At 66.2% G+C, this 8,049-nt stretch carries 4 protein-coding genes; all 4 read right to left on the reverse strand.

The window, feature by feature from the left end; genetic code table 11:
• Positions 1-17 precede the first annotated feature (17 nt).
• Entirely contained in the window at positions 18-1,247 is a 1,230-nt protein-coding gene (locus ACOI1H_RS21940) for a hypothetical protein (protein WP_422440177.1), read from the reverse strand.
• On the reverse strand, positions 1,247-1,804 hold the full coding sequence (locus ACOI1H_RS21945; RefSeq protein ID WP_422440179.1) for an SCO family protein: 558 nt from the start codon (positions 1,802-1,804) through the stop codon (positions 1,247-1,249). Before ACOI1H_RS21945 ends, ACOI1H_RS21940 begins: the two co-directional genes overlap by 1 nt.
• A gap of 4 nt (positions 1,805-1,808) precedes the next feature.
• A complete protein-coding gene (locus tag ACOI1H_RS21950) occupies positions 1,809-3,635 on the reverse strand; it encodes a hypothetical protein (protein WP_422440181.1) in 1,827 nt (608 codons plus the stop codon).
• On the reverse strand, positions 3,636-8,049 hold a 4,414-nt coding region (locus ACOI1H_RS21955), incomplete at its 5' end, for a hypothetical protein (protein WP_422440183.1).

An 8,049-nucleotide genomic window follows, 5' to 3' on the forward strand; every position in this document is an offset into this window, starting at 1 on the left:
CACGCCATTGATCGAAATCATCTTCCCGGCGTATTCAGGTCTTCCAGGATGGCGACGTGATCCGACCCGTTCAACGGTAGCCGTGCATAGTCGAGGTGCTCGCCGTTTAGCGGTGTATCGCCAAACGCCGACAGCAGCCGACTGCGCGATAGATCACGTCCCGCCTGTGTCAGCACCTTGACAAGAATGCGGACCGCCAGGGCTGCATGCGCCTCCAACGGGTGCAGGTTTTCGTCGACCGCCAAGGCGATCAGCTGAGGTGCCTCGATCACGAGGAAGCTGCGCTGCGCATCCGCCCTTCCACGCGCCTGCGATGCCAGCCGATACAGGATCGCAGGCGGGGGCAGATCGCCCGGCACCTGTCCGTCAAGGTCGATCACCGCGTCAGGCCGGTCCCCGTCCGCCGACAGTGGCACCACGACGGCATCGGGGATCGCCGAACGGATCAGAAAGGTCAGGGCGTCGATCCGCGCGGGTCCGGCCGAAATGCCGATGCGCCGTGCCGTGGTCGTTGCAAGGTGCGCCACGATGGCCCCGTTCACCTCGCGGTCCGTCGGCACGAAGCTGCGCTCGATCGACGCATCCTCGTTGCCGCCCAGCGCAGTCAAGGCAAAGATCACCGGCAGGCCCGTCGCCGTGATCTGCGCTGTGAGCTCGTCCCGGTGAGGCGGCATCGCAAGCGCCGCGACCACGGTATCCGCCTGTCGGACCGGATCATCCAGCGCCACGACCTCGACCCTGCGACCATGGATCGTGCCCGACGGCAAAGCGCCACGGACGGCGTCCAGATACCGCGCGCCCCATGCGGGAAGGGCCGGATCGATCACGACACCGAACCGCACATGATCCGGCGTGATCCCCTGGGCCTGGCGACGCGGCAGGTCCTGCAGATAGAACCAGAGCCGCGACACCTCGGCCTTGGACAGATCGTAGCGCGGCATGATCCGGCTCAGGCCGCGCCCGGTCGGGTCGATGCCCGCCGTCACCGCCGCCTGAAAGCGCGCAAGGTCATAGGCGGGGCGCTGATCGGTCGCCTCGCCCAGATCAGGCCCGGCAATGGCGGGCACGTCGCCTTCGACGCCGCCGCGCCCGTCGCGCCCATGACAGCTGTGACAGGCAAAACGGCCGATCCGACCGTCTGCCGCCGACGGATTCTGGCCCGTGAACAAGTCATGGCCGGGATCGGCCTGCGCCATGGTTGCCAGTAGCGCAAGACCCCAGGCACATGCGGCAAGACCCCCGCGCATCACCGCGACGTGGCGTCCAGCATCGACAGCAACTCCTCAACGGTGGGCATCGTCTGCGTGCGCAGGAATCGCCCGGTCTGCCCGTCACCGACCAAAAAGACGGGATCGTGGAGTTCGAGGTCCTGCACCGGCGCACCGACGGATTGCAGCAGGCGACGGATGTCGCCCGGGCGACCCGTCAGCCACAGCCAGCGGTCGCTGGCGTCGAACTTGCGCGCCGCATCCGCCATCATGGCGGGTGTATCATTCTGCGGATCGATGGTGATCGTCAACAGCCGCACGTCCCGCCCGCCGATCTTCTCCACCGTGTCATCCAGTTGCGCCATGATGTCGTTGCCGATCGGGCAGATCGACCCGCACAGCGTATAGCTGAAGGTCATGACCAGCAGGGCGCCGCTGTCCAGATCGCCGCGCAGCGCGTGCGCATTGGCGTGTTGGTCGATCAACGTCATCTCGGGCAGCGTGATCTGGCCCTGCTTGAAACTGCCCTTGCCTTGGGCCGTCATGGCGGTCGGGCCGCAGGTCAAGGCAGCGATCAGGAACGCATTGCGAAGCATCAGCCTATCCTTCCGTTTCAACGGCCTCGATCATCACCGCGGACCGCAGCCCGAGGTTCGGCGGAAGCTGCATCGGTTGCAACGCAAAGGTGCCCGCATGGGGCAAGGTGACCTGAAACGCCAAGGTGCCGTCGGGTTGCGGCACCGCCATCACGTCGGTCCGCCAGCCGGACCTGAAACTTGGCACCAGAATGCGGGTCCGGGGCATCGGGATCACGTCGCCTTCCGGTCCGTAGAACGTCAGCCGCAGGTCATGCGGCTGGTCCGCCTGGATCGGCTCCGCGCCGGTTGACACTTCCATCCGCACGGGCATGACGCCGTTCGCCTGCCGGATACCCTGCACCGCAAAGGGCAAGCAGGTGGACAGCCCGGTGATGCCGGTCGTCAGCATCAATTCGTAGTCCCCTGCCGGAAAGGACCAGACGACGCCGAACCGGCCGGGTGTCGTTTCGGCGAGTCGACGGTCGACCACAAGCACCTTCTGCGGGATGCCGCCGCGCAACCGCGTGGCATCCATCGGCGGCATCCCGTTCACACCCGACATGGCTTCGATCACGAAGCCGGTCTGCGTCACCGGATCGACCGCCAGCAGTTGCGGCGACGGCACCAGCGGGACAAGCAGCGCGGTCTCTCCCTGCGGACGCGCGCCTTTTACGCCCAGCCGCACCTCGGTGATCTCGGCCGCGCGCCCAAGGTCGACCGTCGCAAGATCGATCACCCCGACGAAGCCGCCATCGTGGCTCAGCACATAGGCGGCGTCGTTGAAGATCCGCGCCTCGGTCACGGTCGCATCGCGCAGGGCGACAGGCTGCACGACCTGGGCACGGGCCAGATCGATCAGCACGAACGTCGCCTTGCCCGGCGTCCAGGCGATGGCAAAGCGTCCGTCCAGACTGACCGAGACCCGCGCAAACGGCAGACCAAGTGGAATGTCGACCGGGGCATTAAGGGCGTCGAGATAGCGCAACTGCGCCGTGCTGCCGCCCGCCGGCAGGGCCAGCAGACCCGTCGTGCCAATCGCCGCGACATCGGACAAGGGTGCGCCCGGCCCCAGATCGAGAAGCGTCCTGCCGGTCGCGCGGTCGATCAGCCGGATCGCACCTGTGTCGGAAAATGCCACGATCGGCACATCGCTGTCGTCTCGCAGGGTGGCGCGTACATCGCCCATGCGTGTGCTGCCGCGCCTGTCGCCGTCGGGCGACAGGCGACTTAGCGTGCCGTCACCGGACGACGCGACCCAGATGTCGCCGTCGTCGGTCAAGGCGAGGCCCGCCGGTGCCGCGAGCCCGGACGCCAGCTCTTCGGCCTCTCCGCCCGGCACCGGAAGGGCCAACAGCTTGCCCGCCGCACCCTGCGTGGCAAGGATGCGCATCCGGACCGGGTCGACCACAAGTCCCCCGGCCGTTTCGTCCAACCTGAACGCGGCCAGCATGTTCGCGCTCATCAGGTTCAATTTGGGATCGATCACGCCCACCGACCCATCCCGCGACAGCATCGCTAGGACAGAGGTGTTCAGGTTGACCGAACCGCTCGGGACGCCACCCGTCGTCAGAAAACCGCGCACGGCCTGTTCGCAACTGGCATTCCCCGCCTGCACCGGTCGGACCCACCCTTGCAGCGGCACGCCACGCGGCGGCTGACCGGTGACCGCATCGGTCAGCGCCAGATCAAGCCGCACCATCTGCCCGGCACCGGGCTGCATGGGCTGCCCGGTTGTGGGGTCCGTCAGCGCCAGGTCCGCCGTCAGACTGGTCGTGCCGTCCTGCGCCAGCGCCGATGACATCGTCAGAACGGCAAGGCAGAGGGCCGCAAAGGACGACCGAACTGCCATCTAGCGCACTCTTGCGCGCGCGCAGGCGCTGATCTCTGGATTGGCGAACTGATCCTTTGCCACGACATCCAGCAGGCCCCAGCTTCCGCCGGACCGCGTATGCGCCGGGCCATCGAACCAAAGGTAGCATCCCGGCTCCACCGCCTTGGTCAAGGATGCCGTGATCGCCTTGCCCGGTGCCAGAAGCGCCGCGCGCGGGAATCCGAAACCCCGGAACATGTCGTCGTAGTCTTGTGCCACGGTGACGAAGGCCCGCTGTCGCGCCCGCCCGCCGGGATGCACGACATGTACCACCACCTCTTCGCCGGCGATGGCGCGCAGCACCGGCATCGGCTGCTTGGACGGCGCGGTTAGTTCGGCCGGCTTGAGCGGAAAGAACTCCTCGCCAAAGGTGAAGGCATTCAGGTTGAAGTGGTCTTCGACGATGCCCTGCCCGGTGTCGCGCAAACGCACGCTGAATGGCTCGCTGCGATAGCTGACGCCGCGTTCGCCCCAGTCATAGCTGTCGCCGCAGATGCCGCAGGTGGCCACCAGCCGGATGTTGCTGCCACCGACCAGCGATACGTCCTGCGTGTCGCGGTCGGTCAGGTTCAGACCATCCTGCCAGAACAGCGTGAACTGGCGGATGCTATGACGCTTGCCGTCCGGGCCGGGTGTGGTCAATTGCGCCGTCCAGTAGGGGCGATCCAGATTGCGACGGTCAGGCACCATGACGCTGTCGGTGCAAGCTCGGTCGTTGGTCGGCCGCAGGAACCGGTCCGGGATCGCCAGCTTGCCCTGCGGCCTGTCGGGTGTCAGCAGGTCCAGCCGGAAGCATCCGAAGCGCGGCCCCCCAAAACGCTGCTTTGACGCCCTGACATCGCGCATCACGGCGTTTTCAGGCACGACGGTGATTGCGCCGATCAACCCTTCCAGCGGATGACCGATGACATCGCCCTGCGATTTCACCGGCAACGCGCCAAAGGCATAGGGCACGAAACGCACGTCGAAGACGTCCAGCCATTCGATCAGCCAGACCAGACCGGGCCGGTACAATATCGCATCGAGATCGGCGGCAAAGCGGCGGCTCAGATCGTCAAGCTTCAGCGTTGTGCCGATCAGCCGACGCGCGACCGCCACATCAGTCCGCACCGCAGCGGCCGTCAGCGTTTCAAGCGAGACCTGGACGCCGCGGTCTTCGCCTGACGGGTCGTCGGGTGCCAGTCCCAGACGCTTGGCCACATCGGTCGGCAGCAGCTTGCTCTCACCGAATACGATGCCGCGGAAAGCGGTGCGCCCAATCGGGATCTGGTCGATCCGCAGCGCCTTGCGTGTATCCGGGTCAAGGCGGAGCGGATCGACACCCCGGACATCGAGGTCCTCTTGCGGTTGCAGGTCCAGCAGGCGGGTTCCGGGGATGAGCTCTGCGACCAGTGCTGCAAATTCGCGCCGTTGGCCCGCATATTGCGCCGCAAGCCGTTCGACGTCGTCGATGTCCTGCCCCAGCGTCCGGTCGATCGAGGCCAGCCCGACCCGGTCGCGGAAAAGCGCGGCAAGGCGCGGGTTCTCGGCCCTCAGCCGCCGCGCGTCTTCCTCAAGGGCCGACAAGACGGGGTCCTGTTTGACAAGGTCCGACACTGCAAGCCGTTCGATCTCGGTCGGGATGAACCGCCGTACGGACGACAGTTGCAATGCGGTGGACGGATTGATCAGTCCCCAGACCGGAATCCTGCGCCAGTTGCCAAAGGCACGCCCTGCGTAGAATTCCATCTGCATGATCTCGGCGCTGCGTTCCCGGTTGTCGGGCGGGTCCAGATCGAGGTTCGACAGCAGGACTGTCGATGCGGGTCCGGGGTCCGCCCCGTCAAGCGCCCAGATCGGATTGCGGCCCACGGGACGCGCATAGCTCGACTGCCTGTTCATGATCGGCAGCGGAAAATTCACCGCGAGACGGTTCGAAGGCTCCACATCGTCGTCGACTTCCAGTTCGGACGTCAGGTTGGCGTTCTCGTTCGGGGTGTCGTCGGCCTCTTCTTCCGGCGACCAGCGCACGTCGACGTTCAGCGACGTGATCTTTGGCATCAGCGCGTCGCCCGGTGCATCCTTCAGGCCGCTGGTGCCCGTTTCCCGCCGCAGCGCGTTGATCCATGTGACCCGCACGCAATCGCCGGCGTTGACGTTCATCACCATCGGCTCCGGCCGACCGTAGACCTCGTTCACGGCGGTCACGACGTCGTCCAGCGGGATCGCGTTCCACGTCGCGAGTCTGTCGATATCGGCGGGGCCGACGGCGTTGATCGTCGGGTAAAGCACGGGATCGACGAGGTTCAGCAACCGCCGCGGGTCGACGATGGCAAAGAACAGGCCGTCCTGCTCTGACCGGGGCGCGGAAAAGGGCGTGCCGGTGCCGAATACCGTCTCGGACTCGATGGCAACGACAGCCGCATAGACACGCTGCGCCGTCGGATCGCATTTCGCGATCAGTTCCGGTTCAAGCGCGGTGCCCTTCGCTTCCGGTTTCACGATCAGCCCGTCAAAGCGGTCGCGGAAGTCCAGCATCCGGTCGAGAGGCGCTGGAGGCTCCAGAAACTGCGCCGGAAAGATGCGCTCACTGCCCTCGATCGGCAGAACCCGGCGATCCAGGGCTCCGCGCCGGAAAGGCAGGTTCAGGTCCGGCACGTCGATCCGCGGCAATTGTTCTTCGGGCAGCCGAAGGTCAGGCAACCGCAAGTCGGGGCGTCGCAGGTCGGGCACCCGCATATCCGGCATTCGCAAGTCCGGCACGCGCAGATCGGGCACGCGCGGGTCAAGGTCGGGCAGCGTCGGTCGCACCGGGTCTTCTGTCGGCACCGGCGACTGCAAATCCAGCAGCGCCTCGGCCTCGTTTGCGATGGGATCGGCCAGGCGGCGCGCTGCGTCACCGCGGACTTCGTTGGTGCGCAAATTGAGAAGAGCATCGTCGATGCGACCCACACTGTCCTGCAACCGGTCGCTGAAATCCAGCGGCACCTTGGTCGCGCCAGTCGCGCGGACCCGCAGCAGCCCCCATGCCCCGTTCCACAGCGCATCGGTCGATCCGAAATGAACCAGCGTGTCCGACGGGGACGTGCGTCGCTTGGCCAGCAACAGCTGGTCGCGGAGCCGGTCCAACCGGTCCATGATGGCCCAGTTTTCCGGGTCCGTGTTCAGAAGTCTGCGATAGAAGGCCAGCTTGGTGGCCACGGTCGATGACCCGGTGCCTTCGAAATTGCTCTTGAACAGATGTGAGGCGCGGAATTCGAAGTGCTCGGAAATGCCGATCTCCTGTGCCGCGACCCGTCCCTCGACGTTGAAGCACTGCGCGATCTGGGACTCGAACCCGCTCCAGTAATCCTGATCGGCACCGGCGAAACCCGACGGCCCGTAGATCATCCAGCGGCGATACTGTTCCGGCCTGCCGTCGCGGGCCAGGCTGACAGCACCCCCCAGAACCGGGTCGTTGCGACAGGCATCCGCCAATGCGCCCCGGCGGGTCACGTCGTCCATCCGCGGCAGGATCGCGGGGAACCTCTGGTCGATGTTGCGCTCCCAGGTGTAGCCTTCCAGCGTGAAGGTATGCTGCACCTCCTGCGCGCCCTGTATCAGGCGAAGCTGCACCGGATCGTTGTCGTAGGTCTCCAGGATCGGCGTCACCGGATCGCCGTGCATCCGGTCGGCACCGGCCGCGGTGGACCCAGTCAGAAAGGCGTTCGCCATGTCGCCACGCGCGTCCGACCGTTGCTGACTGATCTCGCAATCCTCCACGACACCGGTTTGCAGACGGGCCACCCAATGGCCAAGCGGCTTGAGATCGCAGTCCGACGATCCGCTGGAATTGGTGCCGACCCGCAGCGGCAAGGGCTCGCCCCGGTAGTTCATCAGATAGGGGTCGTGGTGATCGACCGAAATGCTTTCGGGGCGATGGGGTGCCGACACCGGAGCGGCCAGCCGCGCGTCCGGGTCGTGGTCATCATAGCCCGCCGCCGCACGCCGATACCGGATCATGTGATCGGTCAGCGTCAGGTCCGCGTGGGTGGCGTTGGGATCGTTCAGCGCCGCACTGGCCAAGATCTCGTCCGCGACCAGCAGATTGTCAGCCGAATGCAGGCTGTCGCCGGGCCGGCCGGCGGCGACCCATGCGGGCGGCACGTCGTCACCGGGCGATGCCCAGGACCCGTCCGCCTGTTCGGCCACGTCGCTGGCGCAGATCCGCTGCATTGCCTTCACATCGCCGCCGACCGCATGTTGCGCTTCGCAGACCAGCGTACCCATGCCCTTGGCGTATTCGGACAAGTCCGCCTGCGAGGCGTCGAAGGTCGCCATCACTTCTCCCGGTTCGGTCGCGGCGCGGGGATCGTAAAGCGTGGCGAAATCGGCGATCGACAGGGCGAATTCGCGGCATTCCGGCGTCGCGGGG

This window comes from Loktanella sp. DJP18 (assembly GCF_049310965.1).
GTDB lineage: Bacteria > Pseudomonadota > Alphaproteobacteria > Rhodobacterales > Rhodobacteraceae > Loktanella.

Coding starts and splice junctions, on each gene's coding strand:
- ACOI1H_RS21940 (WP_422440177.1), bottom strand. CDS start 1,247: ATGCGCGGGGGTCTTGCCGCATGTGCCTGGGGTCTTGCGCTACTGGCA.
- ACOI1H_RS21945 (WP_422440179.1), bottom strand. CDS start 1,804: ATGCTTCGCAATGCGTTCCTGATCGCTGCCTTGACCTGCGGCCCGACC.
- ACOI1H_RS21950 (WP_422440181.1), bottom strand. CDS start 3,635: ATGGCAGTTCGGTCGTCCTTTGCGGCCCTCTGCCTTGCCGTTCTGACG.